The organism is Pseudonocardia yuanmonensis, from assembly GCF_039542425.1.
Classification (GTDB): Bacteria; Actinomycetota; Actinomycetes; order Mycobacteriales; family Pseudonocardiaceae; genus Pseudonocardia; species Pseudonocardia yuanmonensis.
Map to the genome: position 1 here is coordinate 50,347 of NZ_BAABIC010000014.1, position 18,182 is coordinate 68,528.

Sequence of the window (18,182 nt, forward strand, 5' to 3'; positions counted from 1 at the left end):
CCTGCAGCACCGCGGAGTCGGCGAGCTGCCGCCGGCTGGGCGGACCGGACGGTAGGAGAACCAGCAGACCCAGGGCTTGCCGCGTGATCAGTAGTTGAAGGACAGGCAGATGACCGCCGCATGCGCGGTGGCCTTCGTTTGAGTCACGACGACGGCGCCCTTGTCGTCCGTAATCGTGCACGTCAACGTCGTGTCGCCCTTCGACGACGTACTGGTTGCGTGAAGTGAAGGCGTCGCGTCCTTACCCCAGCCCCCGGTCGGCACGACAAGCGTCCAAGGTCCATCGATCTGTGACGACGACACTTGATCACCTCGGGCGTCGGTGTAGCCGATCAGCGCTGGGTAGTTCGTCTCGATCGTGTAGGTGAAGCTCGACGTCTTCTCCTTGGCGGAGCGGGTGTCGAAGATGTTTCCGGAGCCGCCGTTCGGAGATGCCGTCGCTGGGGCGATCGTCGGCGCGGTCGTGGCGATGGGTGCGGCAACCGTGGTCGGCGCCGGCGTGGCGCTCGTGCCGACCGCAGCCTGCGTGGTCGAGACCCGTCCCAGTGCCACACCGGCGCCTACCGCCACCAGGAGGGCGAGCACGGCTCCGGCGGCGAGCACAGGCCGGAAACGGCGTCGAGGACGCTCCTCCTTCCGTACATCGCCGGCGTCCGGTCGCTCGGGCAACGGCAGGGCCGCGGTCGGCGGTGGGGCGTAGAGCGCCTGGTGTGCCGCCGCAGCGAGATCACGCGCGGTCGGGAAGCGGTCCTCCGGCTGCTTGGCCAGCGCGCGCAGGACCACGCCGTCGAGCGCGGGGGACAGGCCGGGCCGGGCGACGCTCGGCAGCGCGGGCTGGGAGGCGAAGTGGGCCCGCATCAGGGACGGGAGACTCGTCGCGTCGAACGGTCGTCGGCTCGTGAGGCACTCGGCGAGCACACAGCCGAGTGCGTAGATGTCGGACCGTGCATCCGGCTTCCCACCCTCGAACCGCTCGGGTGCCATGTAGGCCAGAGTGCCGACGGTCGCTCCGGCTTGCGTCAACGCGGTGTCGACGTCGTCGAGCGAGCGGGAGATGCCGAAGTCGAGCAGGTACACGAAGTCCGACGGACCGACGATCACGTTCGAGGGCTTCACGTCCCGGTGCACGAGACCGTGCCCGTGCGCGTCGGCGAGCGCCTCCGCGATCTGCCCGACGATCGCGACGGCCCGCGCCGGCTCGAGCGGGGCCTCCGCCAGGATCTCGTCGAGCCCGCGCCCCTCGATCAGGCGCATGTCGAGGAAGAGCCTGCCGTCGATCTCGCCGAAGTCGTGGATCGGCACGACGTGCGGGCTCGACAGAGCCGCGGCGTTGTGCGACTCCCTGCGGAAGCGCTCGCGATACTGCGGATCCTGAGCGAACTGCGGGCTGAGGAGCTTGAGTGCCACGGTCCTCGATCGTCTGGTGTCGAAGGCCCGGTGGACCTCGCCCATGCCACCCCTGCCGAGCAGGTGTTCCAGTCGGTACGGCCCGATCATCGCGCCGCCGGTCTCCGTCTTCGGGGTGTCGCTCGTCATGCCGTCCTTGCCCTTGCCCGTGCCTCGTTCGGACGGGAGATCGGGACGGATCAGCGGGCGTTACCGATTTGACCGAATCGTCACCGGAGCGTGATCATCGAACACGAGCGTGCGCGCCTGCTCCATCCGCAGCACAGTCACGCCGATGACGCCGGCGGTGTCGACGAACCCGTGGAGCCGCAACGCTGCTCGGGCTGCAGCCGGCGCAGGCCGCCGACCTCGGTGGGGGCGCCGGTCGGGTTGGGTCCGTAGATCGCGAGCATCCGGGCGTGGACCGGGGCCCGGTAGCGCCCGGTCGAACCGGCGGGCACGTGGACGACGCTGCCCCGTGGCGCCTCGACCGTCTCGCCGTCGCACTCGACGACCAGGGTGCCCTCGAGGACGTAGTTGACCTCGTCGTGCGGGTGCCGGTCCACCCACTCCTCGCCGGTGAGCTCCCACTCGGTCACGGCCACCGACCGCCATCCCCGTGGGTCGGCGGGGAGGAAGGCGTGGCTGCGCGGGCTGCCCTCGAGGGCACCCGGCCGGTGGAGGATCGGGGGCACGGGCGGGTCCTTCCGACGGCGTCGGCCGAGGTTTACCCGGGCCGGCAGCGGTGACACCCACGACGACCCAGCCTGAACGCCGACCGGAGGGCACCATGGGCCTCGCCGACATGCCGCAGCAGCGCAGCGCCGTCCGGGTCGCGGCCGCGACGATCGCGGCGGTGTTCCTGCTGGTCGGGATCCTCGGGTTCGTCCCGGGCGTCACGACCGCCTACGACGAGCTCGGGGGCGCGGGTCACCACTCCGGCGCCATGCTGCTGGGCCTGTTCCAGGTGTCGGTGCTGCACAACCTCGTCCACCTGGCGTTCGGTGTCGTCGGCCTGCTGGCCGCCCGGTCCGCGCGCGGAGCCCGCAACTACCTGATCGGCGGCGGGGTGGTCTACGCGGTGCTGTGGCTCTACGGCCTGCTCATCGACCCGAACAGCGCCGCGAACTTCGTGCCCGTCAACGACGCCGACAACTGGCTGCACCTCGCCCTGGCCCTCGGGATGGTCGGGCTCGGGGTGTTCCTCGGCCGGCGGGTCGCGCCGGCCGCCCCACGGGCGTGACGACTACTCCATCCACACGATGATCATGTCCGCGACGCAGGCGGGGCGCTCGGAGCCCTCCAGCTCGACGACGGCGCGGAAGGTCACCTTCGCGCCCCCGCGGACCGGCTCGGCGCCGACCACGCTGACCGCCGCGCGCACCCGGGACCCGACGGGCACGGGCGCGGTGAAGCGGACCTTGTCGAAGCCGTAGTTCAGGCCGAAGGTGGCGGAGGGGACAGTGGCCACCTCGCCGATCATGATCGGGACCAGCGACAGCGTGAGCATGCCGTGCGCGATGGTGGTGCCGTACGGGCCGGCGGCGGCGCGCTCGCGGTCGACGTGGATCCACTGGTGGTCGTCCGTCGCGTCGGCGAAGGTGTCGACCCGCGGCTGCTCGACCGTGCGCCACGAGCTGTGTCCCAGCTCGGTGCCGGGTTCGACGGCCAGCAGGTCGGGGACGGTGGCGAAGGCGGTCACCGGGCGGTTCCTCCGGGGGGTCTCACGGCGAGACGACGGCCGGCGCCTCGCGCAGCGCCGCGGCCAGCTCGACGGGGTGGTCGATAGCCGACCGCGCCGAAGATCAGCGGGTCGACCTTCCAGGCGTAGCCGCCGGGCACCGGGCGCACCGAACCCTCGGCGATCGCCCGCAGCACGCCCGGATCGGCCTCGGGCTGCGGCGGGGTGAGCCGGAACCGGGCGGCCACCTCGTCGAGGTCGGCGAAGGTCCGGGTGGCGCGCGGCGGGCGCCACTCCGGGACCTCCTGCGGGGAGCCGTCGACCACGATCGAGTCGACGAGCACGGTGGCCGCGACGGCGGCCGGGTCGAGCACCGCCGCCCCCGCCACCACGAGCCCGCCGATGCTGTGCCCGACCTGCACGGCCGGTCCGTCGAAGGCTGCCGCACGACGGCCAGGACGTCCTCGGACCACGAGTCGAGGTGGTACACCCCGCGGCGGCCCGAGTCGCCGTGCCCGGCCAGGTCCAGGACGACCACGGCGAACCGGTCGGGGAGCGCGGGCAGCAGGTGCTCCCACCAGCCCGCGTGCGCGGACGTGCCGTGCACCAGGACCAGCGGCACCGTGCCGGGACCGGCCGGCGCCGGTAGGCGACCGGCACCCCGTCGGCGGAGGTGGCGGTCGCCGGACCGAGGACGGCGGTCATCCGGCGAGCGTGCCCTCGGTGTCGGCGAACTGCTCGGAGCCGAAGTAGGCCGCCTCGACGAGGTGCCGGTCGCGGAGCAGGTCGGCCGCCGGCCCGGTGAGGACGACGCGGCCGTGGTTGAGGATCACGCCCCGGTCGGCGATCGACAGCGCGAGCTCGATGTGCTGCTCGACCAGCACCAGCCCGATGCCGTCCTCCTTGGCGAGGTCCCGGATCGCCGGCAGCATCTCCTGCACGATCTTCGGCGCGAGCCCGAGGCTCATCTCGTCGATGATCAGCACCTTCGGCCGGGCCAGCAGCGCCTTGGCGATGGCCAGCATCTGCTGCTCGCCGCCGGACATCAGGCCCGCCCGCCGCGAGTCCAGGTCGCGCAGCACCGGGAACCGGTCCAGCACCTGGGCCTCGCGCGCCGGGTCGGGCTTCCGCGCGGCCAGCCGCAGGTGCTCGCGTACCGTGAGGCCGTAGAAGATGCCGCGGTCGTCCGGCACGAGCAGCACGCCGGCCCGCGCGATCTGGTGCGGGCGGCGCCGCCCGAGCGGGGCGCCGAGCACCCGGACCTCGCCGCCCAGCAGCGGGACGAGCCCGACCATGGCGAGCAGCGAGGTCGTCTTGCCGGCGCCGTTGGGGCCCAGCAGCGCGACGACCTCGCCGGGGCCGACGGACAGCGAGAGCCCGCGGATGGCCGGCACGCCGTTGTAGCCGGCCGCGAGGTCGACGGTCTCGAGCAGCGGCTCCTGCGCGGAGCTCTGCACAGCGGACTCAGGCATGGCTCGCCTCCACCGGGGCGCCCAGGTAGGCCGCCACCACCGTCGGGTCGGTCCGGGCCTCGGCCGGGGTGCCGGTGAAGATCTGCTTCCCGAACTCCAGCACCGTGACGACGTCGCAGACGCCCAGGACCAGGGACATGTCGTGGTCGATCAGCAGGATGCCGGGGCCGGAGTCGGCGATCGACCGAACCCGCGCCGCGAAGGCCTGGCTCTCCATCGAGTCCAGGCCCGCGGCCGGCTCGTCGAGCAGCAGGACCTCGCAGCCGCCGGCGAGCGCGCGGGCCACGCCGACGAGCTTCTGCTGGCCGAGGGTGAGGTCGCGGGCCAGGGTGTCGGCGACGTCGCCGAGCCCGACGACCTCCAGGGCCCGGGCCACGACGTCGTCGCTCGCCTTGCGGCGGGGCACGAAGACGTCCCGCACCAGCGTCCGCCACCCCCCGGTGCGGGCCGCGACCAGCAGGTTCTCCGCGACGGAGAGGTTGCCGAACAGCTCGCCGGACTGCCAGGTGCGGGACAGGCCCGCCGTCCGGCGCTGGTGCGGGGGGAGTGCGTCGATCCGGGCGCCGTCGAGGACGATCTCGCCCTCGCAGGCGGTGAAGCCGGTGACGGCGTCGACGAAGGTCGTCTTGCCCGCGCCGTTCGGCCCGATGAGCCCGACGACCGTGCCCGGCTCCACGTCGATGGTGACCGAGTCGTTGGCCACGAGCCCGCCGTAGCGGACGGTGAGGTCGCGCGTGTGCAGACCCTTCTGTGCATCAGACACGGGACGGCTCCTTCGGGGGCGCGGCCGGCGCGACGGGTTGGGCGGAGGGCGGCCCCGAGCGCGAGAGTTTCCGTCTCACCCAGGCCACCTGCTCGCGGGTGGCGCCGGCGATGCCGACCGGGTTGAGGATGGCGGTGATGATCAGGCCGAGGCCGGAGATCAGCGCGTAGTACTCGCCGAGGTCGAACACGCCGCGGAGAAGCGTGTAGACGATGCCGAGCGGGCCGAGGACGCCGGCCACGATCGCGCCGCCCACGCTCGTGATGCCGCCGAGGTACGCGACCGCGAGCACCTGCAGGCCGGCGAACACGGTGAACGACTCGGCGGAGAGCTGGCCGCGGCTGAACCCGATCAGACAGCCCGCGATGCCGGCGATGAACGCCGAGATGGCGAAGCCGATCAGCTTGGTCTTGCGGACGTCGATGCCGCTGGAGGCGGCGGCGCGCTCGTTGGCGCGCACCGCGAGGAACGCCCGGCCGGTGTCGCCGGAGGCCACCCGGATGAACACCCAGACGAGGATCGCGGCGATGACGAGGACGGTGAGCGAGAAGGCGATCCGGGACAGGTCGCGGCCCTCGCGCACGCCCAGGTTGAGCCCGAACAGCGTGGCGTCCGCGATCGGGTTCCCCTCGGGCGGGCTCAGTGTGTAGTTGTTGAACACGAACCGCTCGATGGCCAGCGCCGCCGCGATCGTGATGATCGCGAGCTGGGCGCCGCGGATCCGGAACGCCGGCAGCGCGACCAGCATGCCGAGGGCCGTCGCCACCAGGGCGGAGAGGATCAGCGAGAGCGGGAACGGGATCCCCCACGAGCTGGTCATCTTCGACAGCGCGAAGCCCGCGGCGCCCGCGAAGGCGCCCTGCGCGAGCGAGATCTGGCCGAGGTACCCGGTGAGCACCACGTAGGACAGCGCCAGCAGCATCACGATGATCGACGTGGTGACGCCGAACCGGTAGGTGCCCGAGGTGAGCGACAGCGCCGCCACGCCCAGGACCAGCAGGATCACGGCGGGGACCGGCTTGAGCCGGGGGATCGAGACGTCGGGCAACCGGATCGTCTGCAGCGAGCCGCGCGAGGGGAGACGCTTGCCCTGCACGAACAGGATGATCATCACGACGGCGAACGGGATGACCTGGTCGAGCCCGGACTGCGCCCACTGCGGCCACCAGGGCTTGGTGACCAGCAGGCCGATCAGCGACTGGAACGCCCCGAGCAGCAGCGCCGAGACCACGACGACCGCGATGGACTCCATGCGCGCCACCAGCAGCACCGCGAGCGCGGGCACCACGAGCAGGGTGTAGTTGTCCGGGTTCAGGCCGGTCAGCGAGCTGCCGAGCATGACGGCGACCGTGCCGAGCATGACCGCGACCACCTGCGCCACGGCGGCGAGCCGGTCCGGCGAGAAGCCCATCAGCACGGCGGCCCGCTCGTTCTCCGACGCCGCCCGGGTCGCCACGCCCGCGCGGGTGAAACGCAGGTAGGCCCACACCACGGCGGCGAGCACGACCATGATCGCGGCCATGATGATCTCGCGGGTCGGCAGGTCGGTGCCGAGGACGCTGATCGAGCCCTCCGGCAGCAGCGACGCCACGTCGATGTTGTTGGGCCCGAAGCGGAGGACGACGAGCGCCTGGAGCGTGATCATCACGGCGACCGAGACGACCACCTGCGCGAGGACCGGGGCGTGGCGCACCGGCCGGAAGATCAGGTAGTGCACGACGAGGCCGAGCACGAACGCCGTGGCCAGACCGATCAGCGCCGCCACCTCGGTGGGCGGCCGGCGGTCGAACTCGATCGAGCCGATCGGGAACACCAGGGTGCCGTCCAGGCGGAGCTGCGCGAACACGTAGGCGCCCCACATGGCCATGGCGCCCTGGGCGAAGTTGATGATGCCGGTGGCGCGGTGCACCAGCAGGAGGCCGGTGCCCAGGCCGATGTAGATCGCACCCAGCCCCAGGCCCAGGACGACGAACTGCAGGAACGTCCCCACCGGGACTCCTTCCTTCGGTCGGTGGCCGGGGCGGGCGACCGCTCGGGTCGCCCGCCCCGGCGAGCTGGACCGCCTAGGCGGCGCTCATCTTCGACGGGTCGAGGTCGATGAAGCCCTTGGGGTCGACCGGCTTCAGCGAGCTGTCGGGTTGCACCTCGAAGAAGATCGCCTGGTGGCTGCAGGACGACGGCCGGTTGGCCCACTGCTGCCCGTCGCAGGTCACCGGCGGGCCGGCGAAGGTGGGCATGTCCTTGACCTTCTTCATCGCGTCGGTGATGGACTCCGGCGTGATGTCGCCCTGGATGCCCTTCATGACGTTCGCCAGGTTGACCATGCCGGCGAAGGAGTAGAGCGAGCGGGCGGACTGCTGGTCGCCGCGGTCGATCTCCTCCATGGAGGCCGCGAAGTCGTCGAGCTGCTTCTGCACCTCGGCGGGGGCGTTCGCCTTCGCCGCCGGCACCCAGACGCGGGGCTGGATGATGGCGCCCGCGGCCTGGTCCTTCATGTCCGCGATGAACTGCGAGCAGGAACCCGCGAAGATCGTGCCGTCGTAGCCCTGCTGGCGCAGCGCCTTGAACAGGCCGGTGCAGCCGTCCTCGGTCATCGCGATGATGCCGGCGACGTCCGGGTTGCTCGACAGCTCGGTGGCGGCCAGGACGTTGAAGTTCATGTTGCTGCCGGGGGCGTAGAGCGGCGACACGGTCATGCCGAGGTTCTTCGCGGCCGGCATCACCAGCTTGTCCACGTACCCGTGGCTGGCCGGGTTGTCGGTGACCGCCAGCGAGGCGTTCTTCTTGCCGAGCTGGTCGAGGATCGTGACCATGCCGAGCGCGCTGGTCTCGAGCGGGCCCGTGAAGTAGAAGGCCTGGCCCCACGGCAGCGCGTCGGGCACCGCGGACCCGCCGAGCTCGCCCACGATCGGGATCTTCGCCGAGGTGAGCACCGGCGCGGCGGCGCCGATCGACGCGTCGTAGGCGTCGAAGACGACGGCGACGTTCGACTGCACGAACTGGTTGGCGCAGTTCACTGCCGTTTCGGGGCTGCCGTCACCGGCGCAGAGCTGGATCTTCACGGGCCGGCCGTTGATCCCGCCCAGCTTCTCGTTGATGTACCGCTCGGCGGCCTCGGCGCCGTAGCCGGTCTGCGGGTAGGCCGCGGCACCCTCCATCGGGGCCTGGACGCCGACCAGCACCGGTTCGCCCGTGAGGCCGCCGGAGGCGTCGGAGGAGCCCTCGCCGGAGCTGCACCCGGCGAGGGCGAGGGCCACGGCCGCGAACGAGGCGACGGCGGCGAGCGTTCTCTTCATCGAGATCCATCCCTTTCGGCGGGACACGCTGGGGTTTCGGGGAGTACGCGGGCAGGGGGGAGCGGCCCGGCGGGGGCGCCCACGTCGTCGGGGACGCGTCCCGCCGGGCCTGCTACCGGCGAGGGACTAGCTCGCCAGGCCTGCGGCCTTGAGACCGAGCGCGCGGGCCCGGTCCAGGTCGTAGTTCTTGCGGGTGACCAGGCGCTGGGCGTAGAGCCCGCCGCCGGACTGGATGTTGGTCACCAGGTGCCAGCCGCCGTAGGCGTCGGCCGTGGTGTCCCGGATCGCGTGGAAGAGCTTGGAGCGGTACTCGCCCGAGATGCCGCCGCCCGTGCTCATGTACTTCTCGAGGTAGGGGTGCAGCGTCGGGTTGTCGAAGTCCGCCATCGACGGCGCGGTGACCACGGCACCGCCCGCGATGTCGTGCAGGTGGCGCACCATCACGCCGAACTGCGAGGCGCCCTGGTACTTCGTGACGTTGGTGAACATGTCGTCCGGGTAGAAGTAGCCCTCGGGCGTGCTGTGGGCGTTCGCGATCGCGGCCTCGAGCCCGGCCCGCAGCAGCGTCGCGTGGATCATCATCTCGTCGATCTTCTCCCGCACGTGGGAGACCTTCGCCGTGCCGTTGGCCTCGGCGATCAGGTGGGCGAGCCCGACGAGCTCGTCCGCCTGCTGGACCATGAAGGAGATGCCGCCGAGGCGCTCCCACAGGCCCAGGGAGTGGGCGAACACCGCGGCGTGCTCGGTCTCGCCGTCGAGGAAGACGCGCTCGTCGGGGACGAACACGTCGTCGAAGATGCACATCGAGTCCGGCATGGACTCGTGGGCGGACACCGGGAAGTCCCGCGGGTCCCCGTGCAGCGGGTGGTAGGTGGTGTTGGTGATGTGCACGCCGGGGGAGTTGACCGGGACCGCGCAGGCGATCGCGTAGTCCTCCTCGCCGGGGCGCATCGTCTTGGTCGGCATGACCATGAGGTCGTGGCCCAGCGCGGCCCCGCTGATGTGCAGCTTGGCGCCCCGGATGACCACGCCGTCGTCGCTGCGGGAGACGACCCGCACGTACGCGTCGGGGTCCTCCTGCTTGCCCGGGTGCAGGCTGCGGTTGCCCTTGGCGTCCGTGATGCACTCGGTGATCCGGATGTCCTCCCGGCGGGCCTTCTCGACGTAGGCCTCGATGCGCGGGATGTACTGCGGCACGGAGCCCTCGAGCCGGCCGGCGGCGACCAGGACCGTCATCAGCGACTGGTAGGTCACGTTGAGGACGAGGTCGAGCTCCATGAGCTCGGGGATCCGGTCCCGCAGCTCCTGCACGCTGCGCGGGGCGCTGACCACGGGGTTCACGGCGTCCGGTGCGGCGGAGTAGTACTTGTCGTAGCCGTCCGCCACGGACTGCAGCGGTACGGCGAGACCGGGCTCGGCCTCCATGTCCTCGATGAGCCTGCCCTGGAAGTAGACCTTCCGGCCGTCCTTGAGGGACTCCTTGTACTCCTGGCCGGTCAGCATGCGTTGGCGCTCCAGATCGTCGGCGGATGGACGACGCCGGCGGCCGGCCCGGGGAGGGTCCGGCGAGTGATTGTGACGTCGTCGTCATGTGGCAATATCGACCGTGATCGGGGTCATGTCAACCACCAGATTCCGGGCGATCGTCCAGCTCGTAGGCGGTCCACAAATGTGAGATTGACACCGACGTCACATCGGCTGCACGCTGGCGGCCGTGTACGCAGAGCAGCGTGAACCCGAGTTCGGGTGGACCGACGAGCACCGCGGGCTGCGGGAGACCGTGCGGCGGGTGCTGGCCGACCGGGCGCCCGTGTCCCGGGCCCGCGAGCTGGCCGAGGCGGGGGAGCGGCACGACCCCGCGCTGTGGTCCGAGCTCGCCGAGCAGGTCGGGGTGCAGGGCCTCGCCCTCCCCGAGCGGTACGGGGGGTTCGGCGGCACCCTGCTCGACCTCGCGATCGTCGTCGAGGAGATGGGGCGGGTGCTGCACGGCGGCCCGTTCCTGCCGACCGTCGGGCTCGCCGCCCCCGTCCTGCTCGCCGCCGACGACCGCGCCGCCGAGAGCGCGCCCGCGGCCGAGTACCTGCCCCGGATCGCCGACGGCAGCCTGACCGCCGCCCTGGCCGTCGAGGCCTGGGACGACGCCGGGCGGCCCGCCGTGACCGTGACGGCCGACGCCGGCGGCCGGCTGACCGGCACCGTTCCCGTCGTGCTCGACGGTGGCGACGCCGACCTGCTGGTCGTGGCCGCCCGTGGACCGGCCGGACCCGCTCCGTACCTGGTCGACGCGGGTGCCACCGGGCTCACCCGGACCCCGCTGGAGACCCTCGACCTCACCCGCCGCGCCGCCCGGATCACCCTCGACGGCACGCCCGGCCGCGCCCTCGGCGACCCCGCCCGCGGCGGCGCGGTGCTCGCCCACGCCCGGGCCGTCGCGTCCGTACTGGTGTCGGCGGAGCAGGTCGGCGGGATGACGGCCGCGACCGAGCTCACCGCCGAGTACGCCCGCACCCGGCGGCAGTTCGGCCGGCTCATCGGCTCCTTCCAGGGGGTGAAGCACCGGCTGGCCGACATGGCCGTCCGGCGGGAGATGGCGCACTCCGCGGCGTACTACGCCGCCTGGCAGGAGCCGGGCACGCCCGAGTTCGCGCAGGCCTCCGCCATCGCCCGCGCCTACTGCGGCGACGCCTTCCTGCAGACCGGGCTCGACACGATCCAGCTGCACGGCGGCATCGGCTTCACCTGGGAGCACGACGCCCACCTCTACCTGCGCCGGGCCCGCGCCGACCGGGCGCTGCTCGGCTCGCCGCAGCTCGCCCGGGCCGAGCTGGTGCCCGCCGCCCTGTCCCGCGCCACGACCGAGGGGGTTCCCGCATGACCGTCACCGAGCCCGTCACCGACCGGGTCACGCTCGCCCCGGAGGCGACGGACGCGGAGATCGTCGCCGCCGTCGAGGCGTGGCTGCACGCGCACCTGCCCGAGGACTGGCGGGCGGCCGTCGCGCGGGGCGACCTCGCCGCCGTCGAGGCGATCCGCGAGGACCCCGAGCGCGGGCCCGCCTGGTTCGACCTGCTCGGCGACTCCGGCCTCGCCACCCCGACCTGGCCCGCGGAGCACGGCGGGCTGGGGCTGCCCGCGGACCGCGGCGCCGTCGTCACCGAGACGCTCGCGCGGTACCGCGCCGAGCGGCACAACCGTGACTTCGTCGGCCTCGTCCTGGCCGGCCACACGATCCTCGAGTGGGGCACGCCGGACCAGAAGGCCGAGCGGCTGCCGGCACTGCGGCGCGGTCGCGAGTTCTGGTGCCAGCTGTTCAGCGAGCCGGGTGCGGGGTCCGACCTCGCCGGGCTGACCACGCGCGCCGTCCGGCAGGCGGACGGGACCTGGCTCGTCAACGGGCAGAAGGTGTGGAACTCCTACGCCCACCTCGCCGACTTCGGGCTGCTCATGGCCCGCACGGACCCGAACGCGCCCAAGCACCGCGGGATCACGTACTTCCTGCTGGACATGCGCACGCCCGGCGTCGAGCCGCGGCCGCTCAAGCAGATGACCGGCAACGCCGAGTTCAACGAGACCTTCCTCACGGACGTCGTGGTTCCCGACTCGGCGCGGATCGGGCCGGTCAACCAGGGCTGGTCGGTCGCGATCACCACTCTGATGCAGGAGCGCAACGGCCTGTCCGGGCGGCCGGCCGTCGGGGAGGGGGAGGCGGACGAGCTCGTCGCCCGTGCCGTCGGGACCGGCGCCTGGGCGGACCCGGTGCTCCGCGACCGGCTGCTCGAGGCCTACGTCGAGGAGAAGGTCCTCCAGATGACGACCGTGCGCAGCTTCGTCGCCTCCGGCGCGGCCGCCCCCACGGCCGAGGGGTCGATCCGCAAGCTCGCGCACTCCGTGCTCGCCGAGAAGCTCGGCGTGCTGGGCACCGAGCTGGAACCCGACGGCGCCGTGGCCTGGGAGCCCGAGGCCGGCAGCGAGGCGGCCGACCGGTTCCTGGCGATGAAGACCTACTCCATCGCCGGCGGCACGTCCGAGATCCAGCGCAACATCATCGCCGAGCGGGTGCTGGGGCTGCCGAAGGATCCCGACCCCGACCGGCACCTGCCGTTCGCCGAGCGCGGCCGCGGCTGACGCCGGTCGCCCACCCACCACGTCCCCGATCACGTCCCCGATCACGTCCCCCGCTCACGAGCCCGAAGGAGCGCCCGTGTCCGACCGCCCGCCCGTCCACGTCGACACCCCGGCCGAGGGGGTCCTGCTCGTCACCCTCGACCGGCCGGAGGCGCGCAACGCCGTCAACTCCGCCCTGGCCGAGGCCGTGGCCGAGGCGATGGACCGCCTCGACTCCGACCCCGACCTGCGCGTCGGCGTGATCACCGGGGCGAACGGCACGTTCTGCTCCGGCATGGACCTCAAGGCGTTCGTGCGCGGCGAGCGCCCCTACGCCGGCGGGCGCGGCTTCGCGGGACTGGTCGAGCGCGGCCCGGAGAAGCCGCTGATCGCCGCGGTCGAGGGGTACGCCCTCGCGGGCGGGTGCGAGATCGTGCTGGCCTGCGACCTGGTCGTCGCCGGCGAGGGCGCGATGTTCGGCATCCCCGAGGCCAAGCGCGGCCTGGTGGCGGCGGGCGGCGGGTTGCTGCGGCTGCCCGAGCGCATCCCGTACCACGTCGCGATGGAGCTGGCCCTGACCGGCAACCACATGCCCGCGCAGCGGATGGCCGAGCTCGGCCTGGTCAACCGGCTGGTGCCCACCGGCGGGGCGCTCGACGCGGCCCTGGCGCTGGCCGCCGAGATCACCGCCAACGGCCCGCTGGCCGTGCGGATCAGCAAGAAGATCGTCGCCGAGTCGCTCGGCTGGCCCGCCGAGGAGAAGTGGGCCCGTCAGCGCGAGGTCGCCGATCCCATCTCCTCCTCGGAGGACGCCCGCGAGGGCGCGCTCGCCTTCGCGGAGAAGCGCGCGCCCGTCTGGCGCGGCAAGTAGGCACCCCTCCCGCTCCCATCCCGCTCCATCCCGCTCGGTTCTCGACGAGGAGATCCCATGACGGCCCCGCTCGCGTTCTCCCTGGGCGAGGCGCTCCCGCTGTCCGCGGAACGCCATCCCGACAAGGCCTGCTTCCTGTTCCCCGACGGCACGGAGCACTCGTTCGCCCTCACCAACTCGCGGGTGAACCGGCTCGTCTCGGCGCTGCAGGCGCACGGGATCGGGCGGGGGGACCGGCTGGCGGTGCTCGCGCTCGACTCGCACCGCTACGTCGAGATCGTGCTCGCCTGCCTGAAGCTCGGCGCGGTGTTCATGCCGCTGAACTACCGGCTCATGCGGCCCGAGGTCGACGTGTTCCTCGAGCGCGGGCGGGCCGTCGCGATGTTCCACGACGCCCGCTACTCCGGGCTGCTGTCCGGGCTGGCCGAGCGGCACCCGTCGCTGCGCCTGGTGGTCGAGCTGGAGACGGACTTCGACCCGCTGCTGGAGACCGGCCGGGACGTCGAGCCGCCGGTCGTCTGCCAGGACCGCGACCTGCTCGGCCTGGCCTTCACCTCCGGCACGACGGGCACGCCGAAGGGCGTGCTGCAGTCGCAGGGGATGATGAAGGCGATCGTCGAGCACGGCATGATCGTCAACCAGCCGCGGCCGGACGACATCCGCTACGTCGCCGCCCCCGCCTTCCACGTCACCGGCATCGCCGGGCTGCTCGGTGGCGTCGCCTTCGGGTTCACCTCGCTGCTGCTCCCGCAGTTCGACGCGCAGACCGTGCTCGGGTTCATGGCCGAGGACCGGATCACCGGTGCGTTCCTCGTCCCCACGATGATCAGCACGCTGCTGCAGCAGCCCGGGGTCGCCGACCACGGCTACGACCGGCTGCGGCTGATCTACTACGGCGCCGCGCCCATGTCGCCGACCCTGCTGCGCCGCGCGATGGACGTGTTCGACTGCGACTTCCTGCAGCTGTTCGGCGCGGGCACCGAGGCCGGCCTGCAGGCCTTCCTCACCCCGGAGGAGCACCGGCTGGCGCTCGCCGGCCGGCCGGAGCTGCTGGGCTCGATCGGGCGGCCGGGCTACGGCATCGCGCTGCGGCTGGTCGACGAGGACCTGAACGACGTGCCGGACGGCGAGGTCGGCGAGATCGCCACCCGCAGCGACATGGTCATGGACGGCTACCTCGACATGCCCGAGGAGACCGCCCGCGCCTTCGCCGGCGGCTGGTTCCGCGCGGGCGACATGGCCTACCGGGACAAGGACGGCTACCTCTACCTGCACGGCCGCAAGAAGGACATGATCATCCGGGGTGGCGAGAACATCTACCCGGTGGAGATCGAGACCGTGCTCGCCGAGCACCCGGCCGTGGTGCAGTGCGCCGTCGTCGGAGTGCCGGACGAGCACTGGGGCGAGACGGTGCGCGCGTTCGTGACCGCGCCGTCGTGGACCGGCACGGACGAGGAGCTGGCCGCGGAGCTCGTGGAGCTGTGCCGGGGCAGGCTCGCCCGGTACAAGGTGCCCGCCGACGTGGTGCGCCGGGACGAGCTGCCGATGAACGCCAGCGGCAAGATCCTCAAGCGCGAGCTCAGACGGACCGGATCGTGACGCCCCGAGCCGCGATGGTGCAGGTCACGGCCGGTAGACTTGCACGTCCGGACGGTGACACCTGCGGCCGACCGCCGGTGCGGGGGCCGCGATGACCGCGGGCCGCACGGCCCCGAAGGGACGGACCATGGCATCGCGCGGCGGCAGCACCCGCGGCAGGCGGGTGACCGGCGCCAGCGACCCGCAGCAGCAGCGGCGGGACAGCGGCCCGCAGACCGACAAGGGCCAGCAGCGCCGCGACCAGCTCCTCGACGCGGCCCACGCCGTGTTCGTGCGCAAGGGGTTCGTCGACGCCCGGGTGGCCGACATCGTGGCCGAGGCGCGGGTCGCGCAGGGCACCTTCTACAGCTACTTCGACTCCAAGGACACGATCTTCCGCGAGGTCTGTGAGATCGTCGTGGAGAAGATGATGGCGGACGTCGCCGCCGCCACCGTGGTCCCGCCCGACGCGTCGATGCTGGAACGCATCCGGGCCGGTCTGCGCGGCTACATCGAGGTCTACCGGGAGAACGCCCGGATGATCGCGCTGATGGAGCAGGTCGGCACGTTCACCCCGGAGATGCGCGAGACGCGGCTGCACGTCCGGGAGGCGTGGCTGGGGCAGCTCGAGCGGGTGCTCAAGCGGCAGCAGGCCGAGGGGATCGCCGACCCGACGCTGGACCCGTCGATGACGGTGCAGGTGCTGGGCGCGATGGCGGACCACACCTGCTACGTCTGGCTCTCCCTCGGCAAGCCGTTCGAGGAGGAGGACGTGCTGGAGTCGCTCACCACGGTGTGGGCGCGCACCATCGGCGTCGAGGACTCCACGGCCTGGCGCACGGCGAGCGGCTCCGCCCCCGCCTGACCGCGAGTCGCGCCGCCGGCTCCCGCGAGCCGCGCTGTGGGCTTCCGCGAGTCGCGCTGTGGGCTTCCGCGAGTCGCGCTGTCAGGTTCCGCGAGTCGCGGGTTCCGGCAGCGCGAGTCGCAGCGGCACACCCGTTCTGGACGTGAGCGAGCGGCGCTCTCGCTCAGTAGGTGTGAGCGAGAGCGCCGTTCGCTCAGGGGTCAAGGGGCAGGGGCGGGTTCCGGCAGCGCGGGTCGCGCGTTTCGCGAGGTCCGCGGGCGGGCACTGTCCCCGCATGACCGAGCCGGCCGCCGACGCCCCGTCCGTGTCCGATCTCGAGCAGCTGCGCGAGGTGGAAGCCGCCTGCACCGGCTGCGACCTCTACAAGACGGCCGGGCCGACCGTCGGGGGAGAGGGCCCGGGCAGCGCCTGGCTGATGCTCGTCGGCGAGCAGCCCGGGGACCAGGAGGACAAGGCCGGCAAACCGTTCGTCGGGCCCGCCGGCCGGATCCTCGACCAGGCCCTCGACGAGGCCGGCATCGCCCGCGACGAGGTGTTCGTGACCAACGCGGTCAAGCACTTCCGCTTCGAGGAGCGGGGGAAGCGCCGGATCCACAAGCAGCCGACCGTGCGCCAGGTCCGGGCCTGCCGCCCCTGGCTCGACGCCGAGCTGCGGCTGGTCGCGCCGCCCGTCGTCGGGATGCTGGGCGCGGTCGCCGCGAAGTCGCTGCTCGGCCAGGACTTCCGGATCACCGAGCACCGCGGCGAGCGGCTGGAGCAGGACGGGCGGACCTTCGTACCGACGGTGCACCCCTCGTCGATCCTGCGGTCGGACCCGGCGCAGCGCGAGGAGCTCCTGTCCGCGTTCGTCGCCGACCTCAAGGTCATCGCCGGCGCGCGGCCCTGAGCCGGGGACTCCGGCCGTGGGTCAGGTGCCGACCTCGACGTCGGCCTCGCCGACCTCGACCGCCTCGACGCTCCCGCCGGTCTGCGCGGCGAGCCACGCGCGGAAGGCCTCCGGGTCGGCCGCGGTGGCGGTGATCTCGACCTCCCGCCCGTAGGCGACGTCGACGACCGCGTGCCCGGCCGCGCGCAGGGCGTTCTCCACGCGGCCGGCGTCGGCGTGCGGCACGGCGAGCAGGAACCGGGTGTGCCGGACCCGGCGGAGCACCCCGACGAGGTCGACCGTCTCCGACACGGCCCGGCCGTAGGCGCGCACCAGCCCGCCGGCGCCGAGCTTGACGCCGCCGAAGTACCGCGTGACCACGGCGACGACGTCCGTGAGCCCGCGGCGCAGCAGCACCTCCAGCATGGGGACGCCCGCGGTGCCGGCGGGCTCGCCGTCGTCCGAGGAGCGCTGGATCTCGCCCTCCCGCCCGACCCGGAAGGCCGTGCAGTTGTGCGTGGCCTGCCAGTGAGTGCGCCGGACCTCGGCGATCACGGCGGAGGCGGCCTCGGCGTCCGGCACCCGGACCAGCCGGCACAGGAAGCGGGACCGCTGGATCTCGATCTCGTGCTCGCCGTCCCGGGCGATCACGAGCAGCGGGTCCGGCACGGCGGCCACGCTACCGGCAGCGCCGGGCCGCGGGCGTCATCCCCGAAATTCGGTACGCGGTGTGACGCCGCTCGCGTTACCCGGAGGTTCGGTAACGATTCAGAAGATCGGCTCGTCACACCGGACGAGGGTCGGCGACAGGCCCTCACGACTGAAGAAGAGATCCCGATGGGAAGGAAGAGATGACCGCGTTCTGGACCACGGTCCGCAGCACTGTCCGCAGATTCGACGACTGGACGCTCCAGGCGTTCAACCCGCAGTACCCGGTCGGCTCGCGCAGCTGATCCCCACGCGGAGCCGACCGGGCACGGTCCGGCTCTAGTGAGCGGGGGGACCGGCAGTGTCGCCGGCCGTCCCCCCCACCGCGGCGTGCTTCAATGGACGCAGCCGCACCCACAGGGCGAACAGCGCCGCGACCACGATCATCACGATGCCGCTCCACAGGTTGATGTTCCAGTTGCCCGCCTTGGCGATGTCGGCCTGGTCGGTCGCGACCAGACCCACGATGAGCAGCACGAGCCCGTAGACGCCGTAGAGCAGCGCCAGCACGGTCCGCAGGTCGAACAGCCGCGCCGCCGTCATGGAGACAGGGGCGTCCTGCCCGGTCCGGGTTCCGTTCGGTTCCGCCATGG

General features: G+C 72.6%; 18 protein-coding genes and 1 pseudogene. 7 read left to right on the forward strand and 12 right to left on the reverse strand.

The genetic code is table 11. From position 1 onward, the window contains the following. Positions 1 to 87: 87 nt before the first annotated feature. A complete protein-coding gene (locus ABD990_RS20605) occupies positions 88 to 1,536 on the reverse strand; it encodes a serine/threonine-protein kinase (RefSeq protein WP_345382264.1) in 1,449 nt (482 codons plus the stop codon). A 137-nt stretch (positions 1,537 to 1,673) separates the two neighbouring features. Further along, positions 1,674 to 2,081, reverse strand: coding sequence for a cupin domain-containing protein (locus ABD990_RS20610; RefSeq protein ID WP_345382266.1), 408 nt, complete (start codon positions 2,079 to 2,081; stop codon positions 1,674 to 1,676). Between the two features lie 95 nt (positions 2,082 to 2,176). Between ABD990_RS20610 and ABD990_RS20615 the strand changes: the two genes are divergently transcribed. Then, positions 2,177 to 2,629 carry a DUF4383 domain-containing protein gene (locus ABD990_RS20615; protein ID WP_345382267.1) on the forward strand — a complete coding sequence of 151 codons (453 nt, stop codon included), beginning with the start codon at positions 2,177 to 2,179 and terminating at the stop codon, positions 2,627 to 2,629. Between the two features lie 3 nt (positions 2,630 to 2,632). Here ABD990_RS20615 and ABD990_RS20620 read toward each other — a convergent pair whose 3' ends face one another. The 8 genes and pseudogenes from ABD990_RS20620 to ABD990_RS20650 all read right to left on the reverse strand — a co-directional run bounded on the left by ABD990_RS20620 (position 2,633) and on the right by ABD990_RS20650 (position 10,101). After that, entirely contained in the window at positions 2,633 to 3,088 is a 456-nt protein-coding gene (locus ABD990_RS20620; protein WP_345382268.1) for a MaoC family dehydratase, read from the reverse strand. Continuing rightward, the gene (locus tag ABD990_RS20625; RefSeq protein WP_345382270.1) at positions 3,085 to 3,489 is read right to left on the reverse strand and encodes an alpha/beta fold hydrolase family protein; all 405 of its coding nucleotides are present in this window, start codon (positions 3,487 to 3,489) and stop codon (positions 3,085 to 3,087) included. Before ABD990_RS20625 ends, ABD990_RS20620 begins: the two co-directional genes overlap by 4 nt. A 26-nt stretch (positions 3,490 to 3,515) precedes the next feature. Continuing rightward, a pseudogene (locus ABD990_RS34460) lies at positions 3,516 to 3,689 on the reverse strand (alpha/beta fold hydrolase); the annotation flags it as partial. A gap of 79 nt (positions 3,690 to 3,768) precedes the next feature. Continuing rightward, a complete protein-coding gene (locus tag ABD990_RS20630) occupies positions 3,769 to 4,539 on the reverse strand; it encodes an ABC transporter ATP-binding protein (protein WP_345382271.1) in 771 nt (256 codons plus the stop codon). Then, positions 4,532 to 5,302: an ABC transporter ATP-binding protein gene (locus ABD990_RS20635; protein WP_345382272.1), complete on the reverse strand. Its 771-nt coding sequence runs from the start codon at positions 5,300 to 5,302 to the stop codon at positions 4,532 to 4,534. Before ABD990_RS20635 ends, ABD990_RS20630 begins: the two co-directional genes overlap by 8 nt. After that, positions 5,295 to 7,292, reverse strand: a complete 1,998-nt coding sequence (locus tag ABD990_RS20640; RefSeq protein ID WP_345382273.1) for an ABC transporter permease — start codon at positions 7,290 to 7,292, stop codon at positions 5,295 to 5,297. The genes ABD990_RS20635 and ABD990_RS20640 overlap by 8 nt, the downstream gene beginning before the upstream one ends. A 73-nt stretch (positions 7,293 to 7,365) precedes the next feature. Continuing rightward, complete coding sequence (locus ABD990_RS20645) at positions 7,366 to 8,598, reverse strand: ABC transporter substrate-binding protein (protein WP_345382274.1); 1,233 nt, start codon at positions 8,596 to 8,598, stop codon at positions 7,366 to 7,368. Positions 8,599 to 8,724: 126 nt separating this feature from the next. Next, the gene (locus ABD990_RS20650; protein ID WP_345382275.1) at positions 8,725 to 10,101 is read right to left on the reverse strand and encodes a 4-hydroxyphenylacetate 3-hydroxylase N-terminal domain-containing protein; all 1,377 of its coding nucleotides are present in this window, start codon (positions 10,099 to 10,101) and stop codon (positions 8,725 to 8,727) included. Positions 10,102 to 10,312: 211 nt separating this feature from the next. Between ABD990_RS20650 and ABD990_RS20655 the strand changes: the two genes are divergently transcribed. From ABD990_RS20655 to ABD990_RS20680, 6 genes are all read left to right on the forward strand, one after another. Continuing rightward, positions 10,313 to 11,473, forward strand: coding sequence for an acyl-CoA dehydrogenase family protein (locus ABD990_RS20655; protein ID WP_345382276.1), 1,161 nt, complete (start codon positions 10,313 to 10,315; stop codon positions 11,471 to 11,473). Continuing rightward, positions 11,470 to 12,723, forward strand: coding sequence for an acyl-CoA dehydrogenase family protein (locus ABD990_RS20660; RefSeq protein WP_345382277.1), 1,254 nt, complete (start codon positions 11,470 to 11,472; stop codon positions 12,721 to 12,723). Before ABD990_RS20655 ends, ABD990_RS20660 begins: the two co-directional genes overlap by 4 nt. A 76-nt stretch (positions 12,724 to 12,799) precedes the next feature. Continuing rightward, positions 12,800 to 13,573, forward strand: a complete 774-nt coding sequence (locus ABD990_RS20665) for a crotonase/enoyl-CoA hydratase family protein (protein ID WP_345382278.1) — start codon at positions 12,800 to 12,802, stop codon at positions 13,571 to 13,573. Positions 13,574 to 13,630: 57 nt separating this feature from the next. Further along, the gene (locus ABD990_RS20670; RefSeq protein ID WP_345382279.1) at positions 13,631 to 15,172 is read left to right on the forward strand and encodes a class I adenylate-forming enzyme family protein; all 1,542 of its coding nucleotides are present in this window, start codon (positions 13,631 to 13,633) and stop codon (positions 15,170 to 15,172) included. 127 nt (positions 15,173 to 15,299) lie between these two features. After that, positions 15,300 to 16,016: a TetR/AcrR family transcriptional regulator gene (locus ABD990_RS20675; protein WP_345382280.1), complete on the forward strand. Its 717-nt coding sequence runs from the start codon at positions 15,300 to 15,302 to the stop codon at positions 16,014 to 16,016. A gap of 274 nt (positions 16,017 to 16,290) precedes the next feature. After that, positions 16,291 to 16,902, forward strand: a complete 612-nt coding sequence (locus tag ABD990_RS20680; protein WP_345382281.1) for a UdgX family uracil-DNA binding protein — start codon at positions 16,291 to 16,293, stop codon at positions 16,900 to 16,902. Positions 16,903 to 16,923: 21 nt separating this feature from the next. On the opposite strand, the gene ABD990_RS20685 is transcribed toward ABD990_RS20680, so the two are convergent. Next, complete coding sequence (locus tag ABD990_RS20685) at positions 16,924 to 17,550, reverse strand: YigZ family protein (protein ID WP_345382282.1); 627 nt, start codon at positions 17,548 to 17,550, stop codon at positions 16,924 to 16,926. Between the two features lie 318 nt (positions 17,551 to 17,868). Then, positions 17,869 to 18,180 carry a hypothetical protein gene (locus ABD990_RS20690; protein WP_345382283.1) on the reverse strand — a complete coding sequence of 104 codons (312 nt, stop codon included), beginning with the start codon at positions 18,178 to 18,180 and terminating at the stop codon, positions 17,869 to 17,871. Positions 18,181 to 18,182 lie beyond the last annotated feature (2 nt).

Excerpts from the sequence above, each read along its gene's own strand:
- ABD990_RS20605 (WP_345382264.1), bottom strand. The coding sequence starts at position 1,536 with ATGACGAGCGACACCCCGAAGACGGAGACCGGCGGCGCGATGATCGGG.
- ABD990_RS20615 (WP_345382267.1), top strand. The coding sequence starts at position 2,177 with ATGGGCCTCGCCGACATGCCGCAGCAGCGCAGCGCCGTCCGGGTCGCG.
- ABD990_RS20630 (WP_345382271.1), bottom strand. The coding sequence starts at position 4,539 with ATGCCTGAGTCCGCTGTGCAGAGCTCCGCGCAGGAGCCGCTGCTCGAG.
- ABD990_RS20645 (WP_345382274.1), bottom strand. The coding sequence starts at position 8,598 with ATGAAGAGAACGCTCGCCGCCGTCGCCTCGTTCGCGGCCGTGGCCCTC.
- ABD990_RS20650 (WP_345382275.1), bottom strand. The coding sequence starts at position 10,101 with ATGCTGACCGGCCAGGAGTACAAGGAGTCCCTCAAGGACGGCCGGAAG.
- ABD990_RS20660 (WP_345382277.1), top strand. The coding sequence starts at position 11,470 with ATGACCGTCACCGAGCCCGTCACCGACCGGGTCACGCTCGCCCCGGAG.
- ABD990_RS20670 (WP_345382279.1), top strand. The coding sequence starts at position 13,631 with ATGACGGCCCCGCTCGCGTTCTCCCTGGGCGAGGCGCTCCCGCTGTCC.
- ABD990_RS20675 (WP_345382280.1), top strand. The coding sequence starts at position 15,300 with ATGGCATCGCGCGGCGGCAGCACCCGCGGCAGGCGGGTGACCGGCGCC.
- ABD990_RS20680 (WP_345382281.1), top strand. The coding sequence starts at position 16,291 with ATGACCGAGCCGGCCGCCGACGCCCCGTCCGTGTCCGATCTCGAGCAG.
- ABD990_RS20690 (WP_345382283.1), bottom strand. The coding sequence starts at position 18,180 with ATGGCGGAACCGAACGGAACCCGGACCGGGCAGGACGCCCCTGTCTCC.